At 36.4% G+C, this 25,827-nt stretch carries 22 protein-coding genes and 1 tRNA gene; 12 read left to right on the top strand and 11 right to left on the bottom strand.

Features of this window, described 5'->3' with window-relative positions:
* The first annotated feature begins 179 nt into the window (after nucleotides 1–179).
* Together EG339_RS10025 and EG339_RS10030 are read left to right on the top strand one after the other, a co-directional pair.
* Nucleotides 180–1,712 carry a M20/M25/M40 family metallo-hydrolase gene (locus EG339_RS10025; protein WP_123870064.1) on the top strand — a complete coding sequence of 511 codons (1,533 nt, stop codon included), beginning with the start codon at nucleotides 180–182 and terminating at the stop codon, nucleotides 1,710–1,712.
* Between the two features lie 200 nt (nucleotides 1,713–1,912).
* The gene (locus EG339_RS10030; RefSeq protein WP_123870065.1) at nucleotides 1,913–2,608 is read left to right on the top strand and encodes a hypothetical protein; all 696 of its coding nucleotides are present in this window, start codon (nucleotides 1,913–1,915) and stop codon (nucleotides 2,606–2,608) included.
* A 167-nt stretch (nucleotides 2,609–2,775) separates the two neighbouring features.
* Here the strand turns inward: EG339_RS10030 and EG339_RS10035 are convergent, their stop codons facing one another.
* The 4 genes from EG339_RS10035 to EG339_RS10050 all read right to left on the bottom strand — a co-directional run bounded on the left by EG339_RS10035 (nucleotide 2,776) and on the right by EG339_RS10050 (nucleotide 7,684).
* Nucleotides 2,776–4,950, bottom strand: a complete 2,175-nt coding sequence (locus EG339_RS10035) for a right-handed parallel beta-helix repeat-containing protein (protein WP_123870066.1) — start codon at nucleotides 4,948–4,950, stop codon at nucleotides 2,776–2,778.
* 162 nt (nucleotides 4,951–5,112) lie between these two features.
* A complete protein-coding gene (locus EG339_RS10040; protein ID WP_123870067.1) occupies nucleotides 5,113–5,922 on the bottom strand; it encodes a DUF2490 domain-containing protein in 810 nt (269 codons plus the stop codon).
* Nucleotides 5,923–6,143: 221 nt separating this feature from the next.
* Entirely contained in the window at nucleotides 6,144–7,055 is a 912-nt protein-coding gene (locus EG339_RS10045) for a hypothetical protein (RefSeq protein WP_123870068.1), read from the bottom strand.
* 86 nt (nucleotides 7,056–7,141) lie between these two features.
* Nucleotides 7,142–7,684 carry a helix-turn-helix domain-containing protein gene (locus EG339_RS10050; RefSeq protein WP_123870069.1) on the bottom strand — a complete coding sequence of 181 codons (543 nt, stop codon included), beginning with the start codon at nucleotides 7,682–7,684 and terminating at the stop codon, nucleotides 7,142–7,144.
* Nucleotides 7,685–8,032: 348 nt separating this feature from the next.
* Here EG339_RS10050 and EG339_RS10055 point away from each other — a divergent pair, with 348 nt between their 5' ends.
* Complete coding sequence (locus tag EG339_RS10055) at nucleotides 8,033–10,501, top strand: TonB-dependent receptor (protein WP_123870070.1); 2,469 nt, start codon at nucleotides 8,033–8,035, stop codon at nucleotides 10,499–10,501.
* 232 nt (nucleotides 10,502–10,733) lie between these two features.
* Here the strand turns inward: EG339_RS10055 and EG339_RS10060 are convergent, their stop codons facing one another.
* The 3 genes from EG339_RS10060 to EG339_RS10070 form a co-directional block, all read right to left on the bottom strand.
* Nucleotides 10,734–11,147: a hypothetical protein gene (locus tag EG339_RS10060; protein WP_123870071.1), complete on the bottom strand. Its 414-nt coding sequence runs from the start codon at nucleotides 11,145–11,147 to the stop codon at nucleotides 10,734–10,736.
* A gap of 229 nt (nucleotides 11,148–11,376) precedes the next feature.
* Nucleotides 11,377–11,463, bottom strand: a tRNA-Ser gene (locus EG339_RS10065).
* A 45-nt stretch (nucleotides 11,464–11,508) separates the two neighbouring features.
* A complete protein-coding gene (locus EG339_RS10070; RefSeq protein ID WP_123870072.1) occupies nucleotides 11,509–12,537 on the bottom strand; it encodes an asparaginase in 1,029 nt (342 codons plus the stop codon).
* Nucleotides 12,538–12,698: 161 nt separating this feature from the next.
* On the opposite strand from EG339_RS10070, the gene EG339_RS10075 reads away from it, so the two are divergent.
* The gene (locus tag EG339_RS10075; protein ID WP_123870073.1) at nucleotides 12,699–13,379 is read left to right on the top strand and encodes a TrmH family RNA methyltransferase; all 681 of its coding nucleotides are present in this window, start codon (nucleotides 12,699–12,701) and stop codon (nucleotides 13,377–13,379) included.
* Nucleotides 13,380–13,451: 72 nt separating this feature from the next.
* On the opposite strand, the gene EG339_RS10080 is transcribed toward EG339_RS10075, so the two are convergent.
* From EG339_RS10080 to tsaD, 3 genes are read right to left on the bottom strand one after another with little or no spacing between them, the layout of a single operon-like run.
* The gene (locus tag EG339_RS10080; protein WP_123870074.1) at nucleotides 13,452–14,147 is read right to left on the bottom strand and encodes an RsmE family RNA methyltransferase; all 696 of its coding nucleotides are present in this window, start codon (nucleotides 14,145–14,147) and stop codon (nucleotides 13,452–13,454) included.
* Entirely contained in the window at nucleotides 14,144–14,539 is a 396-nt protein-coding gene (locus tag EG339_RS10085; RefSeq protein ID WP_123870075.1) for a hypothetical protein, read from the bottom strand. Before EG339_RS10085 ends, EG339_RS10080 begins: the two co-directional genes overlap by 4 nt.
* Nucleotides 14,536–15,552 carry a tRNA (adenosine(37)-N6)-threonylcarbamoyltransferase complex transferase subunit TsaD gene (gene tsaD, locus EG339_RS10090; protein ID WP_123870076.1) on the bottom strand — a complete coding sequence of 339 codons (1,017 nt, stop codon included), beginning with the start codon at nucleotides 15,550–15,552 and terminating at the stop codon, nucleotides 14,536–14,538. The genes EG339_RS10085 and tsaD overlap by 4 nt, the downstream gene beginning before the upstream one ends.
* Before the next feature lie 4 nt (nucleotides 15,553–15,556).
* On the opposite strand from tsaD, the gene EG339_RS10095 reads away from it, so the two are divergent.
* From EG339_RS10095 to EG339_RS10105, 3 genes are all read left to right on the top strand, one after another.
* A complete protein-coding gene (locus tag EG339_RS10095; protein ID WP_123870077.1) occupies nucleotides 15,557–20,359 on the top strand; it encodes a translocation/assembly module TamB domain-containing protein in 4,803 nt (1,600 codons plus the stop codon).
* A 134-nt stretch (nucleotides 20,360–20,493) separates the two neighbouring features.
* Nucleotides 20,494–20,964 (top strand): Lrp/AsnC family transcriptional regulator, encoded by a 471-nt coding sequence (locus EG339_RS10100; RefSeq protein WP_065400659.1) that lies wholly within the window; start codon nucleotides 20,494–20,496, stop codon nucleotides 20,962–20,964.
* A gap of 69 nt (nucleotides 20,965–21,033) precedes the next feature.
* A complete protein-coding gene (locus EG339_RS10105; RefSeq protein ID WP_123870078.1) occupies nucleotides 21,034–21,411 on the top strand; it encodes a hypothetical protein in 378 nt (125 codons plus the stop codon).
* 114 nt (nucleotides 21,412–21,525) lie between these two features.
* Here EG339_RS10105 and EG339_RS10110 read toward each other — a convergent pair whose 3' ends face one another.
* Nucleotides 21,526–23,280 carry a helix-turn-helix transcriptional regulator gene (locus EG339_RS10110; RefSeq protein WP_228459740.1) on the bottom strand — a complete coding sequence of 585 codons (1,755 nt, stop codon included), beginning with the start codon at nucleotides 23,278–23,280 and terminating at the stop codon, nucleotides 21,526–21,528.
* 333 nt (nucleotides 23,281–23,613) lie between these two features.
* On the opposite strand from EG339_RS10110, the gene EG339_RS10115 reads away from it, so the two are divergent.
* The 5 genes from EG339_RS10115 to EG339_RS10135 all read left to right on the top strand — a co-directional run bounded on the left by EG339_RS10115 (nucleotide 23,614) and on the right by EG339_RS10135 (nucleotide 25,824).
* On the top strand, nucleotides 23,614–23,934 hold the full coding sequence (locus EG339_RS10115; RefSeq protein WP_123870080.1) for a DUF4870 domain-containing protein: 321 nt from the start codon (nucleotides 23,614–23,616) through the stop codon (nucleotides 23,932–23,934).
* 328 nt (nucleotides 23,935–24,262) lie between these two features.
* Nucleotides 24,263–24,514: a hypothetical protein gene (locus EG339_RS10120; protein WP_123870081.1), complete on the top strand. Its 252-nt coding sequence runs from the start codon at nucleotides 24,263–24,265 to the stop codon at nucleotides 24,512–24,514.
* Nucleotides 24,489–24,809: a hypothetical protein gene (locus EG339_RS10125; RefSeq protein ID WP_123870082.1), complete on the top strand. Its 321-nt coding sequence runs from the start codon at nucleotides 24,489–24,491 to the stop codon at nucleotides 24,807–24,809. Before EG339_RS10120 ends, EG339_RS10125 begins: the two co-directional genes overlap by 26 nt.
* A 42-nt stretch (nucleotides 24,810–24,851) precedes the next feature.
* Nucleotides 24,852–25,331, top strand: coding sequence for a hypothetical protein (locus tag EG339_RS10130; RefSeq protein ID WP_123870083.1), 480 nt, complete (start codon nucleotides 24,852–24,854; stop codon nucleotides 25,329–25,331).
* Complete coding sequence (locus tag EG339_RS10135; RefSeq protein WP_225717531.1) at nucleotides 25,309–25,824, top strand: hypothetical protein; 516 nt, start codon at nucleotides 25,309–25,311, stop codon at nucleotides 25,822–25,824. Before EG339_RS10130 ends, EG339_RS10135 begins: the two co-directional genes overlap by 23 nt.
* Nucleotides 25,825–25,827: the final 3 nt, after the last annotated feature.

Consider the following 25,827-nt stretch of genomic DNA (forward strand, 5'->3'; position numbering starts at 1 on the left):
CTTATACTATCTGCGAATCGTGTAAGGTGAGAATATTATTCTTAATGGTAAATTCAGGGGCATACTTACATTCTCCATTTTCCTTTTTGAAATTGTTGTAAAGCCCGGGTTAAAATTGTTAAAGACCAAATACTTTGCTATCTTTATAGAACCAAACCCATTCACAAAATCATCCTGTTATGAAAAAAGTTCTTTTAACCCTTCTGGGAATTATTGTTATTCTCGCTGCTATCGTATTGATTAAAACTTATACCTATCCTTTTAAAAAAAGCACTACGGGCGCCGGAGAAGGTTGGAAGCCTGGAAAAAATGATTCCGCGGTGGCAAGGTTTTCAGGGGGAATAAAGATCCCTACCGTTTCTACGGGAAGTTTGGGCGAATTCAACTATACACCGTTTGAACAGTTTAAAGAATATCTGAAAACAACGTATCCGTTAGTATATCAAAATACCGAAAATGTTGAAGTTAATATATATGGCTTAGTATTCAGGCTGAAAGGAAGCAACTCAAAGCTGGAACCCGTTTTATTCCTTTCCCATATGGATGTGGTTCCACCAGGAGATGCTGATGTAAAAAATACAGCTGAAAATATCTTCAGACCGGATGATAAACCGGCTGAACCTGTTGCAAAGGTGGCTGAAGACTGGGATTTCGCACCTTTTTCAGGTGCAGTGGCCAATGGTAGAATTTATGGCAGAGGATCAATAGACATGAAAGGAATGCTTTTTTCCTTGATGGAAGCAATGAATAATCTGATTAAAAATAAACAGGTTCCCCAACGTGATATTTATCTGGCTTTTGGTTTTGATGAAGAAGTAGGCGGGCAAAGAGGAGCCATTCAGATCGCAGATTACTTTAAGAAAAAAGGGCTGAAATTTGATGCTGTCTACGACGAAGGCGGATTAATTATGCGAAAAGGAAATGTTGCCGGAGTAGATGCCGATGTGGCTGTAGTAGGATGCGCCGAAAAAGGCTTCCTTTCTGCAAAAATAAAAGTAAAAGGACTTGGCGGCCATTCCTCAATGCCACCTATGGAAAGTGCCATAGGTAAAGCAGCTGTTATTATGCAAAAACTGGAAGACGATCAGATGAAGCCGGTGATAACCCCATTAATTAAAGAATTTTTTGATAATATTGGCGGAGCAATGCCTTTTACCACGAGAATGGCACTGGCGAACCAATGGCTGTTAAAACCCGTACTGATCTCACAGCTCACCAAAAACAATACAACCAATGCATTGGTGAGAACTACAACCGCCTTAACGATGATGAAAGGAAGTGATGGTACCAATGTACTTTCTCCCGAAGTTGAATTTGTAGTCAATTTCAGGCTTCTTCCAGGCAATACTGTAAAAGACGTCCGCGATCATATTGCAAAAGCCACAAAAGGTTTCGATGTTGAGGTAGAAGAAATAGATAACACAAGAGAAGCTTCTGCGATATCTCCATCCAATACCAAAGCATTTAAATTAATTGAGGCCGGAGTAAAAGAAATTTATCCGGGAGCTATTGTTTCACCTTATCTTACCATGGCCGGAACCGATGCCGGTAAATATGAAATTGTAAGCAAAAACGTTTACAGATTCATGCCTATCAGAATCAACAGTGCAGAGCAGCAGAGTATTCACAGTACCAATGAATATCTCAGTATAGAAAACTACCTTAAGATGATCCACTATTTTGAGTTTATGATGAAAAATTATGACAGATAAGAATGCGGCTTTGTGGAGTGGAATAAACAAGTAATGATAAATAGCCAGCTCGCTTCACTTGTGAATTCTATACCCAACGGAATTCACTATTTAGTTGTGTGGTAAAATCAGTATAGACAATGTGTCTGCTTAAAAAAATATAATACGTCAAGTTTTGTCGCTTTACACTAATAGCTTTGTCATATCAAAATTACAGAGCTATGGAATTGCCATTTTACTTAAACTTTAGCGACTTTGAAAACCATTACTATGACCATCTTGAAAAATGGTTTGAAGAATATCATAATACCAGTGAGGCAGATTATTTAAAAGCGTTAGCAGACATGTATAGCCCTTATCTCTATTATAATTTTGCTGATGACAGCCTGCAGGCAGATGCCACCATTGAAATTAAAGAATGTTTCTTTCCTTATCATGAAAAGATAGGCATTTCCTTTTGTACAGGATGCGAGAACGGAGCATCACCTAAAAAAGGAATGAATCATGTTTTTGAATGGAAAACCATTTCCATGATGGAATATGCACAACATATTCTGGATAAGATTAACCGTTACTGCTCAAAGAATAAAGAAGCGCTGAGTGGCAGTAAAAATATTCTGGATTACATTAATGATTATGACATCGTGACTTCCCGGGAAGGAGCAGGGTATTGTGTGAGCTATAACAGGCACCAAAAGACTATTCCTTTCCTTAAAGCTTATCTTCCTTATTATGGGCAGACAGTAGATATGGCACTGTACAGGGATTTTCTCTTTTCTATTGTACAGGTTGCAGAGTACATCGATCAGAAATTAAAAACAATCCACGCTTTTGAACATACTATTTATGCTCAATCCAGAGCCGAAGCAAAATTCAAGGTGCAGATGAGCCGTCAGTTCCTGACTCTGTGCAATTAAAATTTTACACCACATTCATACTTAATTATATTGCGGAGAATCCTATATTTTCCAACGAAAATCCCAGCCAGTGATGGTTGGGATTTTTAGTAATTGGCTTTAAATATATCTGAAAAATAAAAGTTGCCTCTATGATGAGGCAACCTGGGGAAATAAATGTTTATTTATTAGTTTTGCATGAGACCGGCATTTTTCAATTTTAATAATAAGCTGTTAAAATCATTACGAAGACTAGCAACGTCAGTTGCAGCCGATTCAACCTGATTGTTTGATTTGATCATGGGTAAATTAATCATCATCGGTTGATTGTTAGTATCATAAGGTTCTGAAATTTTTACCGGAAAATCATCAGTATAATTTCCTAATACTTCAATAGCGATGTCAAGAGCCCATAATTGATTAAGTGAATCTGAACTGCTTTGAGTAAAAGTAAGCGTTGCTTTGTTGTTTTTAATATAGATACCCGTGGAAACCGGAAGTTTCTTAAAATCATCCAGAGTCCCCGTATAGCTGATAGGTTTTACATCTGAAAAAGAAATGATTTCTTCTTTTACCTGCGTTGAATCCGTTTCATACCAGTATCCTTTAGTTGTTACTTTAAGATAAAGCTCCCTGGCTTCAAATGCACTTGTAAAGTTATCAAAAGTAATGTCCACATATTTTCCCGATTCAATCCTGTTCAGTTGGAAACTTTTTACAAGTTTGTCACCTTTACTTCTGTGAGAAGTAAAAACCATTTTATTCATTCCGGGAATTTCAATTTTATTGTTATAAGCCTTCTTAAAAAAGCCTTCATAATTCGTATAATAGGTACTTCCTGGTTGCATAGAGGTATTGGTAATGAACTCCGGAGTATTATGGAATGTGTTGTCATAAAATTCCAACTCTCTGTCAGCTGGGCCATGGAAAAACAGGAAAGTCCCTTTTGAAGCAATATTGATGAATGTATTTTTAAATACCCTTACTCCATTCTTTACATTTCCAATATTCAAGGTTCCGGTAACTCCATCATTAATGGTTGATTTCCCGGCATCACGATAAATATAATTATCATAGACCAGTGTTTCACGACATTTTTTATTTAGAAAGTGATTAAATTCATTGTCTAAGGTGAATTGAAAAGGATAAGAAGGAGATAGATAAATTCTGTTACCGTAAAAATGTTCACCTCCTCCGCTAAGTCTGATTGTGGAATCGTAAAAGTTATTATTGTATATAGTATTATTGCAGCTTAGACCATATTCATCAGGTGCTACAAATATTCCATTATTTTTGAAAACACAGTTTACAACGTTGGCATCCCGTGTTCCAAGATGAAGCGAAAGCCCGGTATTATTGTTGTCTTCAAACAAAACACCATCCACAACAGTATCAATACTGCCTCTTCCAAAGTTAGAAGGATAACCTTCTTCAATATCAATTCCTGCTTCCGGTGATGTTCCGTAAGTTTTTCCTGTATTGGTATAGGATCCACCGATTACTTTAAATCTTTTGCTATTTACAACGGAGCTTCCCTGTCTATAGTTGTTATCTGCGTGGCAGTTTCTAAGGAGCCCATCTTCGTTCCAGTTATTGGCATTAATATCATCTGAAGAAATAAAAAAGCCATCCATACAACAATTATCAGATCTGCAATCGAGTAACTCATATCTTTGTGATGAGCTTACTTTAAAACCAGATTGATTATTATATTGATGTGGATCCCCACCGTCCGGCTTTCTGTCATTTTTAGAGCCATCGTAGTTAAGATTTTCTACTTTAAAATTCTTACATCGGATAAATTCAAAACCACGCATGTTGGTAATTGGCGGATTACCGGGATGAGCCTTTACCAACGCTCCGTTACCATAGATGGTAAAATCTGATTTATCTGTAAAACTGAAAAAAAGTTCAGGTCCTATATTGCTTTCTCTATTTTCTCCTCCAATATATTCAGTTGCTCCTGTTTTAGGATTTGTACCCAGTGCATATCTTTCTGTAAAACTGCCGTCTCCCTGCATATATTTTGCATTTTCAAATCTTACAATAAAATCTTTCTGAGGAAGAAAAGAAATCATTCTTCTGATGGCGGGTGCATCATTAGTGATCCCATCACCTACAGCCCCAAATCTTTTTACGTATACCGTTCGGTTGACCAGCCATTCTAAATCTGCGTAGTAATCACTATTCTTTTGTCTGTATATAATCCCATCGGCCTTTGCAGGGTTCATTAATGATCCATCATGCCATACAGTTACTTTTTTGAAATTCACATTTTCACCAGTGAAACTGTCTACCAACTGCACTAAATTATCATTGGGGTAAGAGCTTCCTGTTGCGAAAAAATCATTGGTGTAAATCATTGTTTTTTGTCTTTTGGTATTGTTATTTAATGATAGATGTAACAAATTCTTGAAAGATTTTTGTTTTGATCTATGACAAAAATAATAGACCAATACGACAGAACTCGACGTATTTTTTGTAAAGTCTTTTACAACTTTGTAAAGACCTTTTTTATATTTATTCTAATTGTGTTTCTTTCCGTAAGGAATATTCCATACCACATCTGCTGCCAGATAATGTACCCCGCCATTATGAATACTGTTGCTGCCTCTTATCAGATCATCCATATAACCAATATCTACTGTGAAAGGAGAATTCGGAATATTGAACATATAATAGGCTGCGAGCCGTAATTCCCGATATTCAAAAGAATTCCAGTGCCGGTCATGTTCGTTGAGGTGGCTGATGGAGAATAATGCTTCAGCACTCAATGCCAGTTTCTGATTGTTTTTCGGAGATAACTTATAGGTCAGCTGAGTTTTCATACGGGTTCTCAACTGAAAATCTTCATCCACTTTATGAAAATCAGCATCGAAGAACTTTCTGAATTCCTGGCGGACCGTATTTTTAAGCTTTAGTTTGTTCCCGAAATCAAAAGTGTAGGCATATCTCCCATACATCCTGAATTCCTGTTCTATACCCTCTTTATCATAAGGAGCTACTTTCTCATATTCAGGCTGTCTGCGGTAGCTTAGTGCATAACTGTATTGCTGATGAGGAGCAAAAGAATGGTAAAATTCGTGATTCAATACGAAAATAGCCTGTTTGGCAAACAGATTATCATGATCCGGGCTGCTTTTACGTCCAATAGCAATATAACTCATGGTTTGTTTTTTTCCTAAAGAATCAAGGTTACGCTTTACACCAAAAGCTGACCAAAATGCGGTATTGGCATCACCTAACCCCGGAGGGCTGATCTGTGCTTTTACCAGACTTCTCACACAACCTGTTATGCTTAATATGATAAGGATTTTTTTGATACCGGACATCATGAAAATTGCTTTATTATTAATGTTAACATCTGCAATATCATAACATCAGATAAATACCAGCGATACGCAGAAAATATATTTTGTCATAACAAAATTATAAGGCTTTATGAATAGAATGTTTATTCAAAAATCTTAAATGCTGTTTAAAAACATGACAAAATAAACACATGATTTAGGAAAGATTTGGGAATAGCAATAATTGATAAGAATGGATTTAACTTTTATTCAATTCCAATTTTTCCCTTTGAACAGTCAATGTAAATGTTGTGATTTAAAAAGATCCTGTTTCCCAGCATTCCGGACATTCCTGAAAATTTCATTAACATATATTGACTTTTGGAAAATCCTTCCACATAAGTTACTGCATTCAATGGAAGGTTTTTGTTCTTAAAACGGATGGTATCATGCATTTTTGCAGTATAAGCTGTTAAAAGAGCGGGTCTCGACTGAGCTTTTTCTATTTTAACCTTTGAAGTTGGTAATTTTAAATTTTCCCAGTTTTCTTTACTGGTCAATAATTCATAAGCACTGGTACCGGAATCATACAGGAACTTTTCATTCTTACCGTTAAGGCTTCCTTGAATAATGATTTTTCTTTTCTTAAATTTAAAATCAATAAGATTGTCCTTAAACTCATCAGGTTCTTTGGATAGGTTGAAAACAATATGATGCTCTCTGAAATTAATCAGTGTTCTTCTGTCTTCAAGTATATCAGCGCCAAGGGTCCCGATGATTTTAACAGGGGTATTTTTCTCTGAAGTTCCTGTGTTGGATATTTTAATCTTTCCGGACGTAATTCTGGTTTTACCAATAAAAAATGTGGCAGCTGCCCGTTCATTTTTGAGGGTTACCTCCCTTAATTGTGCAGCAGCTTTACTGTAAAACTCCGTATAAACAGCTCCCGTATCAAATTGAAGATAGTAAATGGCTGTATCTTTAGGAAAGAGAATCGGAACGAGCAGGGCATTTTTATCTTTTCCGGTCCATATGATAGGAACAGCTCCGCTTTCATTTTCTATCGTTAAATAATTCTTTTCTGGAGTGAATTTGTGTTCAAAATAGACGTATCCGACTGTTCCTGTAATGATGATAAGGATTAAAACTGTAAAGATAATTCTCTTGATTATTTTCATGCTGTTTTTTGTACAAGGTTCGGAAATCCTTTACTTTTTTAGCATAAAAAATGGACGACAATTTTACGACATTTCAGTATGTCTTATTATAGGAAATTGATTTTCAGTTTAATACTTAAATCCTGTGTTTTGTTCAGGCTGATTCCATTATTGATGATAATGAATAATTTTAAAAATAAAAAGAGAACCAATGGAATCATGAAAAGCGGGAATGTGAAAGTAAATAGCTTTTGAATAAACGGACTGATAATCATTAAGACAGAAAAAATAACAGATACGATAATCTGGATACAGACAATACTTTTCCCCAGTTCTCTGTTTTTCAGATCTGTTGTTTTGTAGGTTAAAATAGCAGGAAGAATAATGCCGCCATACGGAATTAGGAGTCCGGCCAGGGCTGATAAATTTATTCTTTTAGCCCGCTGGATATTAATCTCTTCTTTTTTACTGATAACCAGTTCTTCCGGTTGGGTATTCAAAGTTTGTGCAAGTGCTTTTAAAGTAAAACCTTTTAAGATACTTCCAGCTTCAATCCTCTGAACTGTCCTAAGGGAAAGTCCTGACTTTTCAGCAAGCTCATTTTGGGTCATATTCATTTTCTCTCTCAAAATTTTAACCCTGTTTTCCATGATCTGATCGTTATAACTGTTGTGCTAATTTAGTAAAAAAGAAGTGTTAATAATAAGTACGGATATAGTATGATGGATTGTGGATAACTTGTTAGTAAAATGTGGAAAAAGTTTACAGTCATATTTAATTATATATAAACCTTCTTGAATAAAGGATTTTAATAATAAACACGAAATAAATGTTGGTATAATTTTTATCCGGAACAGAAGTTTTAGGATGTTCTGCTGGCCATCAAAAAGATGATTTTTATTTCTTTATTTAGAATAATTCAAATTAATATTGCAGGGAAGTTTGTTTATCCTTTATTTTGCACTTTATTTATAATTATTTTAAATAAGGCTGAAAAAATGATAAGATCAAGTGAATGTGAGCTTCTGATGAAGTCAATCAACCATGTCTATGACACTGAGCAGAATGCTCTAACAGATAAAATAAATCAATGGCTGAAGCCATTTCTTATTTTCTTTTTTTCCTTGATAACTATAGCCCAACTATCTGCACAGGATCTTCAGGGTGAAATCATCGGTAAGGTCAATATGGTAGACGGACAGCCTTTAAGGTCAATATCCGTTTCACTGTTGGAGGCAGATCGTCAAACCCTTACAGATGATGATGGGAATTATCGTTTTACCAATATCAAGGCAGGTTCCTATACTGTAAAATTGCAAATCCTCGGATCTGAAGAAATACGTATTCCTGTTGAGGTAAAAGCCGGGGAAAGTGCAGTATTAGACTATCAGCTGACCAAAGAAAATATTCAGGCAATACAGGAAGTGGTCATTATGAAAAATATCAACAGATTTTCCAAGAAAGAAAGCGGATTCGTTGCAAGGCTTCCCTTAAAGAACCTGGAAAATCCGCAGGTGTATAATACGGTAACTAAAGAGCTTTTTCAGGAGCAGGTTGCTGTAGACCTTGGCAGTATTTCTAAAAACGTACCGGGAGCAGGTGTTCCAATGATTGCCAATCAGGGAAGGGTGACATTTCGCTCAAGAGGATTTGAAACAGAGCCTAATGCAAGAAATGGAGTGGCAGGAGCAGCTTTTTCAGTGATTGATCCTGTTAACCTGGAACGTATTGAAGCTATTAAAGGTCCTTCCGCAACTTTATTTGGGAAAAGTGTAGCAAGCAGCTATGGTGGTGTTTATAACCGTGTGACGAAAAAACCTTATAACAAATTTGGTGGTGAAGTAGGATATGTTGGCGGAAGCTGGGATTATAACCGGTTAACAGTAGATGTAAATACCCCGGTTAATAAAGACAGAACAGCGCTTTTCCGTCTCAATGCAGCTGGAACTTTTGAAAAAAGCTTTCAGGATCTGGGTTTTACCAATTCATTGGCCATTGCGCCAAGTTTTTCCTATCAGATCAATGACCGTATGTCGCTTCTTTTGGATGTAGAGTTTAATCAGGCAAAAGGAACTTCAGTAGTTCGTTTTAATCCTTATACCGGAAGTAATAAAACGCAGTCTATTGCAGATATGAAGTTTCCTTACTATAAAAATTTCCTGGGTGATGATCTCGCATATGAAACACAGATGATGAATATCTTTGCCCAACTCAATTATAAAGTATCAGAAAACTGGACTTCCCAAACAATTATATCACGGGCAAGATCAACCATCAATGGGTATATTTCCGCGATTAACGGGAAAACAGATTCTACGGCAAGTGCTCAGGTGATGGTAGGAACTACTTCGTTTATTGCTACGAATATCCAGCAGAATTTCATCGGGGATTTTCATATCGGACGTTTTAGAAACAGAATGGTGGTAGGATTGGATTATTATAACAACTCAAATCATTTTGACCGTTATCATACTAATACCAAAGTATTCAATTTTGTTCATCCGTCTGCAGATTTCAGAGTTAACCGTAATATCATTGATGCGCTTACGGCAACTTCTGCTATGAGAAAAGAGAATAATAGTGATAATACCTATGCTGCCTATGTTTCGGATGTATTCAATATAACAGATCAGTTAATGATAATGGCCAGTTTAAGAGTAGACAGATTCCAGTTTAAAGGGGTGTATGACATTACTACAGGCCAGATAAAAGGGGGCTTAAGTAATAGTGGTACACAGGCAGGGCCTTACTCACAAACGGCGCTTTCTCCCAAGTTAGGGCTTGTTTACGAAATAGTAAAGAACAGAGTTTCCCTGTTTGGGAACTATATGAATGGTTTCAACAACGTTAGTGGAGTAGATATTAACGGAAATTCATTCAAACCGGAATATGCAAATCAGCTGGAACTAGGAGTAAAAGCAGATATTTTCAACCACAGGCTCGTAGGAACTCTAAGTTATTATAACATCCGTGTTGATAATATTTTAAGAACCAATCCGGATGATATCAATTATTCTATACAGGATGGAACGCAATTAAGCAAAGGATTTGAAGCAGAATTAACTGCCAATCCTTTTGAAGGACTCAATATTGTAGCGGGATATGCTTATAATGACAGTAAGTTCACAAATGCCAATCCTTCCGTTAATGGATTAAGGCCAGCGTTGTCAGGCCCCGCCAATATGTTCAATTTCTGGATCAGCTACAGGGTTTCGCAAGGTAAATTAAAAGGCCTTGGAATAGGTGGTGGTGGAAATATGGGATCTTCTTCTTATCAGACCAATACACAAACTGCTAAAGTGATTATTCCGTCCTATACCATGTTTGATCTGGGGATCTTCTATGACCAGCCCAAATATAGAGTAGGACTGAAGTTTGATAATATTACCAATGAAAAAGCCTGGTCAGTACGTTTAACACCACAGGCACCAGCCCGTTTCTTAGGAAGCGTTTCTTTAAAATTCTAAAATAAGATTGAATAATTGATAATAAAAAGTCCCGGGTTGTATATCCGGGACTTTTTTCATTTATAATGGCTTTTAGTGCATTATTTTATGAATGCTACTTATTCAGTGGCCTCCTGAAATAACATCCTTTCTCCATCTTCCTGCTTCATTCAAAGACAGTATAACAAAACTGCGATATTAAAAAATACCGCAGTAGATTTGATTATAATGATTGATTTAGAATTTATTGGTCTTATGCTCCTGTTCTGCACATAGCATCCCAAGTCGTCCAAAAATGAGCATTAATAGCACCAATAGGCGGATTGGTGCTGTCTGCAACAATTCCTACCATAGAAGCACAATTGGAATTACAGCCTATTTCATTATGACTTCCTGACTGCGGGGGAATTTGCCTCCATGTCCCGGTTGAACCACTTAGTAATTCAACTTTAATTTCGAAAATCCCTGAAAGATTAGGTGTTTGGATTTGTTTTGTAGGATTATCACTTGAAATGGAATCGCTCCAGTTTCCCTGTGAAAATGTTACCCGCCATTTGGTAATCATTTTAGCAGTATCATTTTGAGGTGAAAGATACACCCAGAACTGTGCTCCGCCTCCCAGCTGTAACTGGCCGGTTGAATTTGCATTTACGCTTGTTGATGTCATATTAAATTGGTTTTGTGGTTATTTTATACCCCAAAGTAACGAAGAACAAAACAGATGTTGTAGAGTATAAATGACTAATTATATATTTGGGTAGAAATACTTAGAGGAATGGAAAATTCTATTTTTTAAGATCATTCCTATTTCGTATCAATGAAACTGATACAATAAACCAGAAAAATATGGAACTGTAATAAAAACAAAAAGCGCTGATTATCAGCGCTTTTCTTTGCAGAAAGGAAGGGATTCGAACCCTCGATACAGTTACCCGTATACTACCTTTCCAGGGTAGCTCCTTCAACCACTCGGACACCTTTCTTTTTGAGATTGCAAAAATAAACTATTTTCTTTAAATACCAAATTTTTACTGCAATTTTTCAGCAGTAATTTCTCCACAAAGGCTTTTGGTAAAGTTATCTGCAAAACTTCCGGAGTAATTAGGATTGTCAATAAGATGCATTGCTTTGGTAATAGCCGTTTCTGCGGTCATATCCCTTCCGCTAATTGCTCCGATTCTTGAGAAAATATTACTGTTCTCATATTTCCCGAATGAAATACCACCGGAAATACACTGGCTTACTACTACGATCTCTGTTCCGTTATTTCTGATTTCCTGAAGAGTCTCCTGCGTCTTCTCACTGCTGAAAATAGTTCCGGAACCGAAAACCTGCAGGATAAGCACCTTCATTTTAGGGATCTCCCTGAAGTGGCTCAGATGCATTCCCGGGAAAATTCTCCAGAACAGAACATCTTCAGAGATATGTTCGTCAACATGAAACTTAACCTCCGGATCGCAACGGAAAAGATTGTCTTTGATGATATTTAAATGAACACCGGATTGCCCGAGAATAGGATAGTTCGGACTTGCATAGGCATCAAAATATTCAGCCGAATATTTCAGTGTTCTGTTTCCTCTTAATAATTTATACTCAAAATAGATGGCGACCTCCTGGATGACAGCCTCATCGTTTTCATACAGACTTGCATAGTAAAGGCTTGTCAGAAGGTTTTCCTTAGCATCAGTTCTCAGGTCACCAATCGGTAATTGTGAACCGGTCATAATAACAGGCTTTCTTAATCCTTTTAACATGAAGCTTAATGCTGAAGCCGTGTAAGACATAGTATCCGTTCCGTGAAGGATCAGGAATCCGTCATAATCATCGTAATTCTCATGGATGTAATTGGCTATCACTCTCCATTCCTGAGGTCCCATGTCCGAAGAATCCAGTGGTTTGGCAAAAGGATGCACGAAAACTTCACATTCCATAAGCTTCATTTCAGGCATCTTTTCGAAGATATTACCAAAATCAAAAGCACGCAGACTTCCGGTTTCATAATCTTTTTCCATACCGATGGTTCCGCCGGTATAGATGAGTAGGACTTTTCGCTTCATGTATTATTTTTAATTAAGAATTGAATCCCCGGTTAAGGATCATAGCCCAAAATTACGTTAATTTGCAAAGATTTGAAAATGAATGAAACGCTTATCGTAAAATTTTATCAAAATAAGATAAATTCAAAGTGTTACATAAGGCTATTGAAAAAAATAACTAGATGCAGATGAAAGATTTAGCACAGACTTATGAATATTTAAAACAATTTTTAACGGAGGAAAGATTATCAAAGATTGAACACTTTTCCCGGGAAAGCTCAGACTTTGTGCTTCCGGTGGTAGAAGATATCTATCAGTTCAGAAATGCAGCAGCCATTGTACGTTCTGTAGAAGCCTGTGGTTTTCATAAAGTGGTGGCTTTGCAGGAAGAATATAGTTTTGAACCCAATCTTAGAGTAACCAAAGGGGCAGATACCTGGGTTGAGGTAGAAAAGCTTCCCCGAAATATGGAATCTTTTCAGAATATTAAGGACAGAGGATATAAAATTGTAGTTGTTTCATTAGAAAATAATGCTAAAATGCTACCAGAATACGAGATTACAGAGCCTATAGCGTTGGTATTCGGAACAGAAATGGAAGGGGTTTCTCAGGAAATTCTGGATTTTGCAGATGAAACACTGGCTATTCCGATGTATGGTTTTACAAGAAGCTTTAATGTTTCGGTAGCGGCTTCCATTTGTATGTATGAGCTGAAGCAGAAGCTCATAAAATCTGGTATTGATTATAAACTGAATGAGGAAAAGCTGTTAAGAATGAAAATCCTTTGGACGGTAAATTCCATAAGAAGCGGGCAGCAGATCTTTGAAAAATATCTGAAAGAAAATAATATTGACTGGAAATAATCAATTCCTGGCAAAAAAAGAGGAGGTTCTGAAACCTCCTTTATTTTTATAGATACATCAAAAGTTCAGGATCTAAATCATATTATAATAATTCCAGGCAGCTACAAATACGCCAGCCGTTTCGGTTCTCAATCTCTGGTTTCCTAGTGAAACAGCTTTGATCTTATGCTCAGCCAGAAATGCAATTTCCTTTTCAGAAAAGTCTCCCTCAGGACCAATTAAAAATGTAATTTCCTTCATTGAAGGAATTTTTTTAAGCTCCATTCTTTCTAAATTTTCATGGCAGTGCGCCACAAAAGTGCTTTCAGGATCAATATTTTTCAGAAAATCCGAAAGTTTCACGGTATCATTGATAACCGGAAAATGGAATCTCAAACTTTGTTTAGAGGCTGCAATAGCCTGTTTTCTGATCTTATCGATGTTGATGTTTTTACGCTCTGTTTTTTCTGTAGCAATAATGCTAATTTCGGAAATACCCATTTCCACAGCTTTTTCCACAAAAAATTCAATTCTGTCAATATTCTTTGTGGGAGCAATAGCAATATGAAGCTTAGGAGTAAAGCCTGGAAGATCAATTTTAATTTCTGAAACTTCTATGCCTGCTTTTTTTCCTTCTATAAGCAGTTTTCCTGAAGCCAAAGCTCCATTTCCATCTGTTACATAGAGGTCTTCTCCTGATTTCATTCGAAGAACCTTTACAATATGCTGTTGTTCCTCGTCATTGATGGTAACTTTATTGCCTGTTATTTCTCCGTAAAATAATTTCATATATCCTGGGTTAAGAATGCCACTCCTGTTTTTATCGTTGTATAAATATCCGTATCACATTCACGGTAACTGCACATGAATATTTCTTCTATCCATTTACCATTAATAAAAATAAGGTTTAAATACTCCTGTTTCCTTAAGTTATTTTTAATGGATAAATAATCACCTTCTTTTGGAGTATAAGGGAAGCTAAAAAGATTCTCCGAATTTATTTTCTCCAGGATTTCGTCTTTTATGTCCTGGATATATCCTTTTTCAGAACTTGAGGGAAAATAATCCAGAGCATGTTCCGGGTTTTCAATTTTTCCCGTAATGGTTTCTAAAACCCAATAATATTTTGAATTCTTTTTAGAATGCGTTCCCAGTATTTTTTCTTCTAAGAGTATTTTCATAAGTCATATTTAGCCGTAGCAGAAGTTCTCAGATCCGTAAATTCTCCTCTTTCGAATTTCAGTTGTGCTACCATAGCAATCATGGCTGCATTATCAGTAGTATACTCAAATTTCGGAATGTAGATATTCCATCCCAGTTTTTCTTTATTGTCTTCCATGGCCTTTCTTAATGCTGAATTGGCAGAAACTCCACCTGCAATAGCCACTTCGTTTACATTAAGGTCTTTTGCTGCTTTTTCAAGCTTGTTCATTAGGATCTCAATAATGCATTTCTGTACAGAGGCGCAAAGGTCGTTAAGGTTTTCCTTAATGAAATCCGGATTTTTTCTTACTTCTTTTTGGATGAAATATAGAACAGATGTTTTAATCCCACTGAAAGAGTAGTCATAATTTTCCAGTTTTGGTTTATTGAATTTAAAAGCATCAGGATTACCTTCTCTGGCAAGCTTGTCAATGATGGGTCCTGCAGGATAATCCAGGTCAAATATTTTTCCGATTTTATCAAAGGCTTCACCTGCAGCGTCATCAGTAGTTTTCCCAATAATTTCCATGTCAAAATAGTCTTTTACCAGTACAATCATGGTATGACCACCGCTTACGGTAAGGCACAGGAAAGGAAAAGTAGGCGGCACAGGATTTGCATCCTCGATGAAATGGGCCAGAATGTGAGCTTGAAGGTGATTAACTTCAATTAACGGAACATTAAGACTCATAGCCAGAGACTTAGCAAATGATGTTCCTACAAGAAGTGATCCCAAAAGTCCGGGGCCGCGTGTAAATCCTATAGCAGAGATTGCATTTTGTTGTATATTTGCTTTGGTAAAAGATTTTTCAACAACGGGGATTATATTTTGTTGATGGGCTCGCGAAGCCAATTCAGGAACCACGCCTCCGTATTCTTTATGGATAGCCTGGTTCGCAGCAATATTTGAAAGAATAGAATTCCCCTTGATGATAGCTGCTGAGGTGTCGTCGCAAGACGATTCAATACCTAAAATTATAGAGTCGCTCATAATAATGGCAAAGTTAGAGAATAATAACGAGAATGAGAATAAAAAATCAGTAGCTGAAAACCTAGGGGATCAGGTACAAAAGACTGTTGAAAATGTTGAAGGAAAAGTACGGGAAACAGTAAAAGAGGCATCTGAGCTTGCTTCAGACGCTATTAATCATCCTGTAGAAACTGCTGAAGAATTCGGAAAACAAGCGATGAAAGATGTCACCAGCTATACCTGGTGGGCAAAGCTTCTTCTTATTCTTTTTTGGTTAGGACTTTTTCTGGTTGCAGGAGTTCTTATTACCATCAATCTTCCGGTTACCAAGCAATGGGCGGCAGATCAGGCTCTAAAATTGGTTAATAATGATTTTAAGTCTGATTTTTCTACAGAGAGTGTTGATGTTAATTATTTCGGGGATGTTACCATTAAAGGGCTGAAAGTAAAAGATTATAAAGGCCTTGAATTCATCAAAGCCCGTGAGTTTTATGCTGATTCAGACTGGATCTCCCTGGCTGTAAATGCTATTTCCGGAAACAGCAATTCTTTAAGTTTTAATTCCCTGAAGCTTGTGAATGCAGATGTAAGGGTCATTACTTATAAAGGAGACAGCATCTCCAACTTTATCAGGTTTGTTGAACTTTTTGATAACGGAAAGAAAAGAGATCCTAAAAAGCCTCCTTTTCAATTGAACTCCAGAATTCAGATCCTGGACTCCAAAGTATCTATTATCAATGAAAATTCTTCAGGTGACCATGGGAAATGGCTTACTGCAACTAATTTTAATTTAAAAGCCCCTAATGTTAAGGTCAACGGGCCTAATATATATGCGCTTATCAATAATATGTCTTTTGTTACTACCAGATGGGGGAAACCGCATACGGTAGATACCTTTTCAACAGAACTGTCTTTAACCAAGCAGTTTTTGTCATTAAAAGACCTTACCTTAAATACGGACCATACGCTGCTTCAGGGAGATATTAAATTCAATCTTCATGACGGTTCATGGGCAGATTTTGCAGATAAGGTTCGCTGGGATATGAATATCAGTCAGGGAAGCCAGATGAGCGGCTATGATATCAGCTATTTTGTAACCAACTGGGATAATATCAAGCCATTTAATTTGTCTGGAAAAATGACGGGGCCTTTAAATAAATTCCATTTGGAGAACTTCCTGATCAGAAATCCTGATGTAAATATTGCCACCAGAACAATGAAGGTGGATAATCTGCTGAAGGGACACTTCTCTATTGAAACAAAAGACCTTTCCACAGATTTTACCTATAAAGATCTGAAAGCAATGATGCCAACATTCATCTCCAGTAAGATGAAGAATTTTGCGGACGATTTTGGAAAGCTGAAGTATAACGGAACTGCCAAAGTAAATCCTGACCAGATCTTTGTAGATAGTGGGAACCTGATGACAGGAATAGGACAGGCAAAAATTTCTAAACTGTCTTTAACAGGTTACAGTACGGCTATGCCTAAATATTCAGGCCATCTTGATGTAAAAGATCTTAACACTTCTGTGATCACTAAAAACAAATCAGTTGGTCTTATATCCGGTAATTTTGACCTTGATGGGCAGAGTTTTGATGTTAATACAATGCGTCTTACCACCAAATCTCAGATTACCAGCATTGAAATTATGGATAAAGTTATCAATAATCTCTATCTGGATGGATTGTTAGACCATAAGAAATATAACGGACTGATTACTGTTAATGATGAACAGGCAAAAGCAACCGTTAAAGGGTTGATAGACTTCAGTACCTCTAAAATCACGATGGACGTAAATGCGGATGTTACCCAGCTGAACATGAATTATTTCACCAATAAACCCGGCAGCCAGATTGTAAGTGGCCAGGTGGAAGGTAAAATGTCTATGTCATCCATTAATGATCTTACATTGGACGTGAGTGCCAATAATCTTTACTTTGCATCAGCTACACAGAAATACACTATTCCATCAGCAAAATTAAAAACCTTCATTGAAGCAGGCGGGCGTGTTATTGATGTGGATGCACCCGGAGCCGCTACCGGAAAAATATCAGGTAGATATAACCTTGCGGACCTTGCAGGGATGGTAGAAAACGGAGTAGGAAAAATTCTTGTAGGTCCGCCGCCAAGGAAATTATACAGAGGTCAGAATTTTGCCATGAAATTTGATGTTCAGCAAGGGCTGGTTAACTATTTCCTGCCTGATCTTAAACTGCCTAACGGAGCGGCGGTGGAAGGAGAATATAATGGAGATTCAAATAACCTGATCCTGAATCTTGATGCCACTGCTCTGAAATATATTATGACCAAAGAAGAGGAAATTACGGATGCTGATAAAGCCTTGGCAGCTTCCAATCCTAATTATCAGGTCAACAACAGAAAGAATCTCAGCAAAGACAGTGCTATGGTAGACAGTCTTAAAGTGAGGATTAATACGGCAAATCTTGCTCAGCAGCTGTATGCAAGAATCAACAGGTTAGAGTACAATAAAAATATCATTAAAGATTTCGAGCTTAAAGGGAATAATGAAAACGGAAATACCCTTCACCTTGCTACTGTATTCAAACACGGAAGCCCGGATGATGAGATCAATGAAAAGCTTAAGGAATATGCCATTAATGTAGACCAGTCTACGGATGCAGCTGGTGATTATGTTTTCAGGTTCGAACCCACTGAAGTTAAATTCAATGAAGTTTCCTGGGCTATTGATACCAGTCCGGAACTGAACCATTCCATTACTTACAGGAAGAATACCGGGGATTTTGATATCCGGAACCTGAGAATTTATTCTGATAAAAGTGCACTGTTCATAAAAGAAGCACAGTTCAAATCTGCAAAAGATTTCTATGTAGATGCTGATATCAGTGATTTTGCGATAGAAAAACTTCTGGAAATGCAGTCTGGCGGTAATGGTATGGATATAAAAGGTCTGGCTAACGGAAGTGTAAAGATCAAGATGGATAAAAGCACTTTACAGCCGCTGGTAGATCTTACGGTAGATGATATTAAAATGAATGGTAATGATATGGGTGATATTTCCATTTCGGCTACCAACGGATTTTCATTGAACGTATATGATATTGATGTAAAGGTTCATTCTGCAGGAGTATTAGGAAACAACAGCTTAAACCTGACAGGTACTGTTAACAACAATACAGCTTCTCCGGATATTGATCTGACGGCCGAAATGCGTGATTTTGATCTGGCGTTTACCCAGCAGTTCGTTCAGACTATTTTTGGAAATCTCAGAGGTAAGGCAACAGGAGATCTTAAGATTAACGGAAAGCTTAATAACCTTGATTACAGTGGTGATATTGCCTTAAAGAATTTTGGATTGAAGCTTCTGTTTACAGGAGTAGACTACTCATTTGATGATACTACAATCCAATTAAGTAAAGGGCTTGCTATCCTCAATAATATTGAAGTACATGACGGAAGAACCAACTCCAAAGGAAATATTTCCGGGGCTATCCGGTTTGAAACACTTTCCTCAATGGGAATTGATCTGATTATGAGGGCTGATAATCTTTTGGTACTGAATTCTACACAAAAGGATTCTGACCTGTTTTGGGGAAGGGTTTACGGACAGGGAGACTTGTACGTATCCGGTCCTGTATCCGGTTTAAGCATAACTACTCCTAATATGAGGGCTCTTAACGGAAGTACGTTTACTTTTAACTCGAGTTCCACATCAAATGTTGAAGAATTTAAAATGCTGAGATTCCTGAAAGAAGGAAAGGACGGATTGGTGACCCTGGAAGAAAAGAAAAAGACCGGAGCCAATATGAATATAGATTTTAATTTGGCAGTAGATAAAGGAACTACGGTAAATGTACTTATCGGCGATGATGTAGGAAGCATTACTGTAAAAGGAACAGCTGATCCGCTGAGGTTCCAGATGAACAGACAAGGAAATATAGCCATGAATGGTACTTATAAGGTGGATAACGGAACATTTGTTTCTAAAGCGATCCTTAACAAAACCTTCCAGATCCAGAAAAACAGCAGCATAAGATGGGATGGTGATGCAATGAAGCCGGCACTGGATATTACAGCCAATTATGTAAGAATGGTTTCCAATGCAGGGGAATACCTGAGTATGGGAAAATTACAGCCTATAAGTATTCTTTTACAGGCTAATATAACCGAATCGCTGGTAGATCCTAAGGTAGAACTGAATGTAACAGCAATGGATGTTTCCAGCCAGGTGAGAGAAACATTAGCAGCCAAAATGAGCCAGGAAGGAGAAAAAGTACTTCAGTTTGGTTCTGTTCTTCTACTGAGTACCTTCAACGTATCCAATACCGGAGGGGTAGATGTTAATGTAGGTAACGTAGCTGAATCTTCAGGATATAATATGCTTCTGAAACAGCTCGGATCAGTTCTTAATACCATGAGTAATGAATTCCAGATTGACCTGAATTATGTGAAAGGTGACCAGAATTCCAATATTGGAGACAGAGCTAATGCAGGGGTAAGTGTGGCACTTTCACCTAGGGTAAATATTAAGACCGGATTGGGAATTCCGTTATCCAAAACAGATGCAGGTACTACCGGTGCACAGAACAATTATCTTTCCGGAGAAGGATCTATAGAGTATGATTTATCTAAGAAAAATGATGGTACTTTGGTGGTTAGAGGCTATTCCAAGCCTACCAATATCGGGATGATCAGTACAAACGGAGCTGCTAATCAGGCCTATGGAGTAGGGGTAATGTGGAGTAAAAGCTTCAATTCTTTGTTTAAAAAGAAGAAAAAAGACAAAAAAGCATCTGCAGAGAAACCGGAAATAAAAACAGATTCTACAAAATCAAATGCTAAATAATCGGAATATTTTAATGATTTTTATCATCCGTGTTAATTATTGTTAATATTTGATATATTTTTTTTAGTTAAATTATTTTTTGTAAATTTGCAAAAAATACATAGATTTTTTAAAGAAATTGTAATTTAACTAATATGAACTATCAACTGGACGAAATAGACAAGAAGATTCTTGATTTCTTAGTAGAAAACACAAGAATGCCTTTTACAGAAATTGCTAAGCAGATGGATGTTTCTGCTGGAACAATTCACGTAAGAGTGAAAAAGATGGAAGATGCAGGTATTATTTTGGGATCATCTCTAAACATCGATTATGGTAAGCTGGATTATCACTTTACAGCTTTCATCGGAATCCTTTTGACAAAATCAAACCGTACTCAGGAAGTATTGAAAGAATTGTCAACTATTCCTAACGTAATTGAAGCTAGCGTTATTTCAGGGAAATATAATATTTTCTGTAAAGTAAGAGCTAAGAATACAGATGATGCTAAAAGAATTATCTATCAGATCGATGACATTCAGGATGTAATGAGAACTGAAAGTATGATCTCTATGGAAGAATTCCTAAGCGATAAAAATAGACTGATTAACGCAATCTCTATTTAATTCAAATTTTAAACGAATTACTATAAAAGAACTTATGAAATCTCTCATAAGTTCTTTATTTTTGTACCTATGGAAGAATACAGCTATTTTGACGAGGATCCGAAGAAAGGATGGGGATTTATTCTGGCATTTGCTGCCTTAATGTTGTTTACCGTAATGGGGCTGGGAATAGATGTTGATGAATATCTTCAGCATGAATACCTTGAAATCCCGAGATGGTATTTTTATGTTATCTTTTCAGTAGATGCACTCATGATGATTGGGCTTGTGCTGATGTTCTTTTACAAAAAAATAGGAATTATCATGTTCCCGGCTTTGCTGGTGCTGCATTTTTTTATGCACAATTACTATCTGTCTACCTTCCTGTATACGGATGTTACCAACCTCTTTCTGTTTACAGGTTTTGGAATGCTGGCCATTATCCCCAAATGGAAGTTTTTTAAATAAGAGTTTTCTATATCTTATTTCTATATAGTAAACATTGTTTAGAAGCTATTTTAGTTTCTGTAAACATTGTGAAATGTTGTAATGAATCGGAATAAATAAACATTAATAAAAACATTACTCAGAAAATACTCCCTGAAAAAAAATGTCTAAAGCGATACTTTCATCCAACCCGAATTTCTTTTTCAGGCGGTATTTGGTCATTCTTACACTTTTAGGTTCTACGTTCAGGAGATTGGCGATTTGTTTGGTATCCATTCCAAGGTAAATATAAGCGCAGTATTTAAGATCCAGCGGAGTTAGTTTTTGCCTTGCTTTTTCATTAATATTTTTGAAGAAATCCGGATGTAGTTCCTGAATGGTAAATCTGATCTTTTCAAAATCGTTATCTACACGGTTTTGCCCTTTAACTACCTGGCTGATGTTAATATCTGTATCCGAAAGTTGTGTCTGAAGCTGTTGGAGTACCTCATTTTTGTGCTGAATATGAAGCTGGCTGGCCAATACTTCACTTTGAAGTTTCTGCTGCTGCAAGGTCAGGAGTTCCTGTTCTGCTTTTAATCTGGCCTGTTCTTCTTCCTTAAGCTTAACGAGCATCTCGGCTTCGTGCTTTTCGGTGTTAAGCTTCTTTTCTCTTTCTATGGAATAACGTAGTTTATAATGGTAAGAACGGAACATAAAGAATGCTCCGGTCAATCCTATAATTCCAAGCCCGATATACAGAAACTTTTCCTTTTTCAGGCTTAATGTTTTTTCGGTGAGAGCTTTTAATTCAGCTTCTTTTTTCTGAGACTGAAACTGGGCCTCAAGCCTTTTTGCCGTTTCTGCCTGTCCTTCATTGTAAAGAAGATTATTGTATTCCGTTACTTTAGACTGATATTCATAAGCCTTCTGATAGTTTTTTTGCTTTACATACAGTTTGGAAAGATCAGTCACTACATTAATCATGACGTGATAGTATATTGGTTTCTGAGTCAGTAGGATCTGTTCTGCTTTTAAAAGATATTGTTCAGATAAGGCGTCATTCTGATCCCGGGAGGCGAGGGTACTGAGAATTCCGAGAGCACCTGCCTGAACCCCTTGATTTAAAGTAGTGTATTGAGTAAGTGCAAGAATTTCATGGGTATTATCCTGAATTTCCTTACGGATTTCAGGAGTAATATCCGGATAGCTCAGGTAGTAGTTGGCAAGATTTAATAAGGCTAAGGCATGAACATGAGATGAAACCTGTCCCGGAAATTGCTGATAAAGGGCAACAGCCTTTTTACACATCTCTATAACACGTTTTAAATCTTTTAGATCTCCGGTTTTTTCATAGGGAAAATAATAGCAGACCGCCATGGCAGAATAGGCAGAGCTCAGCATGTTTTTATTCCCTGATTTTTGGGCCAGTTCAACAGCTTTCTGAGCATAGAGTGTTGCATTCTTTGCATCATTCCATTCAGAGTGAATTCCGTATAAAAGATAATTGAGTTTCGCATTCAGGAGAACTTCTGAAGGCAGTTTTTCAACCTGTGGAAGCGTTTTCTGGATAAGCCTCATGGTATTTTCAGATTCTCCCAGTGCATTATTATAATAGATATTCAGATAAGCGGCATACAGTGAAGCTGTTTTATCATTTGTTTTTTGCGCTGTTGAATTAGCTGCGTCAATAAGCTGTGGAACTTTTTCATACTGAGACTGGTTAAGCTCTATAATGCCTTTCTGAACTAGCGCCTTTACTGCTTCTGTATAATTTTGCTCATTTTTGGCCAGCTTTAACTGTTCCTGAACATATTTTTTAGCAATAGGGTACTGATCGCTGACTCTGTAATATTCTGTAAGCTCATTATACACTCTAAATTTTTCCTCAGCAGAATTGTTACTCTTCAACTGGCTTTTAAGGCCATCAATGAATGTATTTTGCGCCGGGCAAAAAATACAGAAAAAGAAGATAAAATATAAAAAAGAGAACTGCAGTTTCATGAGGTGAAAGTACAAAAATTGCAGAGATCCTATCAATGGTTTATATAAAAAATTGAAACTATATATGGGTTTTAAAAACCTGTATATTAATTGTTTATAATTTATTGTAGACGCTTTGTAGACATTTGTATTTTGAATTGAAGTTGTTTTGTAGTAACAGGTAAAATTGGAGTTATATTTTTCCGTTGCAATTTTGCCCCCATGAAAAAATCGGAAAAATATTAATTAAAAAATTTTATCATGGACAACAAAACATTATCTATCGTATCATACATTACTGTTTTCGGATGGTTAATCTCATTTATTGTAGGGAAAGAGAAGGCTGGCAACCTTTTAAAATATCATCTTAAGCAGTCCTTAGGATTGATTATTTTCTCTATTCTTCTGTCAGTTGTTTTAAGGGTTTTACTTTCAGTGACTCATCTGGGTATCCTAAGTATATTAGGTTTTATACCATTGATACTGATGATTATTGGTGCAATCAACGCTGCTAATGAAGTTGAAAAACCTTTACCGTTGATCGGAAAAATGGTTGAAGATAAATTTTCATTTATCGGATAATTATAAACAGCTGTTCATAATCGTGAAATTGGCTGCACTTATAAGGATGATCGTGATTTCGTTTAAAAGGATAAAGGTAATTTTACCGCCCATTTTAAATAGAATAAAAATGTCAGATATGATGAGTTTGAGAATAAGGATCTGAAGAGTATTATGATCAGGCTTAATGATAATGAGCATTAAAGCAAATATCTGAATTGTATGGAAACCTGGGACAATTAAATTAAGGATGAAGAACAAAAAAACACATTTCATTATATAAAATGAAGCAGAGTATAATAATTGTCTCAGACACATCCATCATAGCTTTTTAAAACAGAATAAGAAAATGGAAGATCTTAAAAAACTCAATACTGAATTAAAGAATTACCTGGAAAAAATCAGTACACAGCTTACAGAAGACCTGATTCATCTGTTGAAAGGTGAAAACATCCGCTATCTTGGCAACAAAGGAAAATCTGACGTCAAAGCATTTTATTTCGAATACGGATATGAATATCTGGATATTGTTTTCTGGGGTGTAGATGATAAAGGAGAAATTGCCACTAACACTGTTGCTCTTCCAACTAAAAAAAAATAATGCAGAAGAAAACAGTGATTGGGATGCTCTGATCCCGGAAAAAATATGGAATATCGTCTCAAATTTCCAGGATCATTATGAAGGAGAGGACTTTGATGATATTCTGGATGAATATGATAATGAAAAATACAAATTGTTTGAACATTGGTTTTTTGGCTGCTGGAAAGATGCATTGGAACAAACTGGAAAACAAATGGATGCCTATTTTTCTATTCATGATACCTATTTCAGAACAGATTTAAATACCCAGGAAACCATTAGTGAAGATGAGATCGCACATCGGTATCAATCATAAACAGATTTTTTATAACTCTAAATACAATATATATAACTTATTATGAATTCTTATAAATTTTACAAACAGGAAGGCAATCAATATATTTTTAAAAATCAGCCGGTTTTCATCACCATATTATGCCTTATTTTTTTAGTAATCGCCGGATTGATCTTTAATAATGCAAGAACTGTAAGTCTTATTATGGTTGCCGTTGTAGCGCTCATAGTTATCAATTTCTTTACCAAGAAGTTTATTATTGATATGGACCGGAAAACGATTACTGGGAAACATACCATTTTTGTTCCGGCCAGAACATATGATATGAAAGATTTTACCAATTTCCATGTATTATCAACAAAGTATTTAGGCCTTATTACAACCAATGTAGTTTTGTCTGTTTACTTTGAAGTAGATGGAAAAGAAAAATATCTGACCGTAGGACAGGCTCTGACAGAAAAAGGAATCCAAAAGATGGTGAATGAAACTGAAGACATCATGAAAATTAATGAATCTGGTAATGAACATCACAGACCGTTATAAATTTGAAGAGAACGGCAGTGCGATCAGTATAATGCCCAACTATGATTTTTTAAGAATCCTTGTATGGTGGCTGGTATTGGGAGTTGTCGCTCTTCCTGTTATTATCTGTTATTTTATGGATAAAATGTCTGGAGATCAGTTTAAAATAGCTTTAATGATATGGGCGATTTATATGGTATATTTCCTGTTTGACCTGTTTTTCAGGATTCCTGTAAAATATATTTTTGATAAATCTGAGAAGTGTATTTACAGAAAATGGATTCTTTCCAAAAAGATCATGACTTTTGATGAAATGACTTATTTTATCAATGATGAAAGAGGAGGGTATTACTATTCTATCGGGAAAAAACGCAATCAGTTTGTGAAAAACTATAGGATCAGCAATTACTTTTCAGGCTCCAAGAAATCTATTGAGAGAGAAGATGAGTATATAAAAGAAATATTATGCCCAATTCTGATTGCTGTCGGAATTCCTTTCAATGAAGCTGAATAATAA

This window comes from Chryseobacterium bernardetii (assembly GCF_003815975.1).
GTDB classification, from domain to species: Bacteria; Bacteroidota; Bacteroidia; order Flavobacteriales; family Weeksellaceae; genus Chryseobacterium; species Chryseobacterium bernardetii.

Excerpts from the sequence above, each read along its gene's own strand:
- EG339_RS10025 (WP_123870064.1), top strand. The coding sequence starts at position 180 with ATGAAAAAAGTTCTTTTAACCCTTCTGGGAATTATTGTTATTCTCGCT.
- EG339_RS10030 (WP_123870065.1), top strand. The coding sequence starts at position 1,913 with ATGGAATTGCCATTTTACTTAAACTTTAGCGACTTTGAAAACCATTAC.
- EG339_RS10035 (WP_123870066.1), bottom strand. The coding sequence starts at position 4,950 with ATGATTTACACCAATGATTTTTTCGCAACAGGAAGCTCTTACCCCAAT.
- EG339_RS10040 (WP_123870067.1), bottom strand. The coding sequence starts at position 5,922 with ATGATGTCCGGTATCAAAAAAATCCTTATCATATTAAGCATAACAGGT.
- EG339_RS10045 (WP_123870068.1), bottom strand. The coding sequence starts at position 7,055 with ATGAAAATAATCAAGAGAATTATCTTTACAGTTTTAATCCTTATCATC.
- EG339_RS10050 (WP_123870069.1), bottom strand. The coding sequence starts at position 7,684 with ATGGAAAACAGGGTTAAAATTTTGAGAGAGAAAATGAATATGACCCAA.
- EG339_RS10055 (WP_123870070.1), top strand. The coding sequence starts at position 8,033 with ATGATAAGATCAAGTGAATGTGAGCTTCTGATGAAGTCAATCAACCAT.
- EG339_RS10060 (WP_123870071.1), bottom strand. The coding sequence starts at position 11,147 with ATGACATCAACAAGCGTAAATGCAAATTCAACCGGCCAGTTACAGCTG.
- EG339_RS10070 (WP_123870072.1), bottom strand. The coding sequence starts at position 12,537 with ATGAAGCGAAAAGTCCTACTCATCTATACCGGCGGAACCATCGGTATG.
- EG339_RS10075 (WP_123870073.1), top strand. The coding sequence starts at position 12,699 with ATGCAGATGAAAGATTTAGCACAGACTTATGAATATTTAAAACAATTT.
- EG339_RS10080 (WP_123870074.1), bottom strand. The coding sequence starts at position 14,147 with ATGAAATTATTTTACGGAGAAATAACAGGCAATAAAGTTACCATCAAT.
- EG339_RS10085 (WP_123870075.1), bottom strand. The coding sequence starts at position 14,539 with ATGAAAATACTCTTAGAAGAAAAAATACTGGGAACGCATTCTAAAAAG.
- tsaD (WP_123870076.1), bottom strand. The coding sequence starts at position 15,552 with ATGAGCGACTCTATAATTTTAGGTATTGAATCGTCTTGCGACGACACC.
- EG339_RS10095 (WP_123870077.1), top strand. The coding sequence starts at position 15,557 with ATGGCAAAGTTAGAGAATAATAACGAGAATGAGAATAAAAAATCAGTA.
- EG339_RS10100 (WP_065400659.1), top strand. The coding sequence starts at position 20,494 with ATGAACTATCAACTGGACGAAATAGACAAGAAGATTCTTGATTTCTTA.
- EG339_RS10105 (WP_123870078.1), top strand. The coding sequence starts at position 21,034 with ATGGAAGAATACAGCTATTTTGACGAGGATCCGAAGAAAGGATGGGGA.
- EG339_RS10115 (WP_123870080.1), top strand. The coding sequence starts at position 23,614 with ATGGACAACAAAACATTATCTATCGTATCATACATTACTGTTTTCGGA.
- EG339_RS10120 (WP_123870081.1), top strand. The coding sequence starts at position 24,263 with ATGGAAGATCTTAAAAAACTCAATACTGAATTAAAGAATTACCTGGAA.
- EG339_RS10130 (WP_123870083.1), top strand. The coding sequence starts at position 24,852 with ATGAATTCTTATAAATTTTACAAACAGGAAGGCAATCAATATATTTTT.
- EG339_RS10135 (WP_225717531.1), top strand. The coding sequence starts at position 25,309 with ATGAACATCACAGACCGTTATAAATTTGAAGAGAACGGCAGTGCGATC.